The 2241-nt window shown below is 70.5% G+C and carries 2 protein-coding genes; both read left to right on the top strand.

The annotated features are described in order from the left end of the window. On the top strand, positions 1-565 hold a 565-nt coding region (locus C1I93_RS30220), incomplete at its 5' end, for a TetR/AcrR family transcriptional regulator (RefSeq protein WP_111246640.1). A 204-nt stretch (positions 566-769) separates the two neighbouring features. Next, positions 770-2107 (top strand): acetyl-CoA carboxylase biotin carboxylase subunit, encoded by a 1338-nt coding sequence (locus C1I93_RS30215; RefSeq protein WP_111246639.1) that lies wholly within the window; start codon positions 770-772, stop codon positions 2105-2107. Positions 2108-2241: the final 134 nt, after the last annotated feature.

The following is a 2241-nucleotide window of genomic DNA, read 5'->3' as shown; positions in this document are numbered from 1 at the left end:
GTCCCGTAAGGACGAGATCCTGGAGATCGCGGTGGGGCTCTTCGCCTCGCGTGGCTATCACGGCGTGTCGATGGACGACATCGGTGCGGCTGCCGGGGTGACCGGCCCGGCGCTCTACCACCATTTCGCCGGCAAGGAGGCGATGCTCGTCGCCGCGCTGGTGCCGGTCAGCGAGGGCCTGCTCGACGGTGGACGGCAGCGTTCCGCCGCCCACCCGGGCGAGCCGCGCGCCGCGCTGGAGTCGCTCATCGACTTCCATGTCGAATTCGCGCTCGCCAATCCGGCAGTCATCGCCCTGCACCTGCACGAGCTGGACCGGTTGCCCGAGGAGCCCCGGCGGCGGATCCGCCGCCTCCAGCGGCTCTACGTCGAGGAGTGGGTGGCGGTGCTGACCGCGCTGCACTCCGGGCTGCCCGACGGTGAGGCGCGCGTGCTGGCGCACGCCGCCTTCGGCCTGATGAACTCCACCCCGTTCCTCGGTGGTGAGGTCGACCGCCGACGCCGTGCCGAGCTGCTGCGCGCCGCCACCCTCGCCGCCCTCCTCGCCCCGACCGAGCCGGCCTGAGCACGCGTCTCTCCCAGCCCGAGCCTGCGTCACCCCAGCCAGAGCCTGCGTCACCCCAGCCTGAGCACGCGTGGCCCCAGCCCGATCAGGTGTTAACAGGGGGCCCCTGCTCTACCTGAGGCGTTAACAAGGGGCCCTTCCTTACGCCGAGGTCGGCATGGTTGGCTGGCGGGCGTCCCACACAATGGAACGCTCGGAGGAACCATGATCGAGTCGCTGCTGGTCGCCAACCGGGGCGAGATCGCCCGCCGGATCATCCGTACCGCCAAGCGGCTCGGGGTGCGGGCGATCGCGGTGCACTCGGAGGTCGACGCCGACCTGCCCTTCGTGACCGAGGCCGACGAAGCGGTGTGTGTCGGCCCGGCCAACCCGGCGCAGAGCTACCGCAACACCGAGGCGATCCTGGCCGCCGCCACGTCGACAGGCGCGCAGGCGATCCACCCCGGTTACGGCTTCCTGTCGGAGAACGCCGACTTCGCCCGTACCGTCGAGGCCAGCGGGTTGATCTGGGTCGGACCGGACGCGGACGCGATAAGCGCGATGGGCGACAAGATCAACGCGCGGAACCTGATGGCGGCGGCCGGTGTGCCGGTGGCGCCGGGCACCACCGAGCCGGCGGCGGACCTGGCTGCGGCGGTCGCCGCAGCGGCCGATATCGGTTACCCGGTGATGGTGAAGGCCGCCGCCGGCGGTGGGGGCATGGGCATGGCGGTGGCCGCCGACGAGACCGCGCTGCGCACCGAGTACGACAAGGTGCGCGCGTTCGCCGAGCGGATGTTCGGTGACGGTTCGGTGCTCATCGAGCGGTACTTCCCCCGGGTACGCCACGTCGAGGTGCAGATCCTCGGGCTGGCCGACGGCCGGGTGGTGGCGATCGGCGAGCGGGAGTGCTCGGTGCAGCGGCGTAACCAGAAGCTGGTCGAGGAGTCGCCCTCCCCGGCCGTCTCGCCGGAGCTGCGTTCCCGGCTGCTCGCCGCGGCGGTACGCGCGGGCGCGGCGGTGAACTACCGCAACGCGGGCACTGTGGAGTGCCTGCTCGATCCCACCTCCGGTGAGTTCTTCTTCCTGGAGATGAACACCCGCCTTCAGGTGGAGCACCCGGTCACCGAGCTGGTCTACGGCCTGGACCTGGTCGAGGAGCAGCTCCGGGTGGCGGCCGGGCTGGCACCCACCTTCGACCCGGACGCGTTGACCCCGCGTGGCCATGCCATCGAACTGCGGGTCAACGCCGAGGACCCGAAGCGCTTCCTGCCCGGCCCGGGCGCGATCCGGACCTGGGTCGAGCCCGCCGGCGAGGGCGTACGCGTCGACTCCGGCTACGTCGAGGGGAACACCGTGACGCCGTTCTACGACAGCCTGATGGCCAAGCTTCTCGTCACCGCCCCGACCCGCGCCGAGGCCATCGAGCGGGCGCGTGCCGCGGTCGCCTCCTTCGAGATCGCCGGCCCGAAGCAGAACCTGCCCTTCTTCACCAACCTGCTGGAGAACCCGGAGTTCATCTCCGGCGACTACGACACCGCGATCGTTGCTCGGATGCGCTGATCCCTTCCCCACCTCGTTGATCATGAAGTTATTGCCACCCTGGCCAGGGCGTGTCGGGGCTATAACTTCATGATCACGCGAGGGGTTGCGGGTGTGACATGCTGAGGAGGGCAGGGGCGGGTGGTGTTACAGGC

Source organism: Micromonospora endophytica (assembly GCF_003236305.1).
In the GTDB taxonomy this organism is placed as follows: domain Bacteria; phylum Actinomycetota; class Actinomycetes; order Mycobacteriales; family Micromonosporaceae; genus Micromonospora; species Micromonospora endophytica.
The sequence above is the reverse complement of the archived record's forward strand: the minus strand, read 5'-3'. Positions and strand labels throughout refer to the sequence as shown.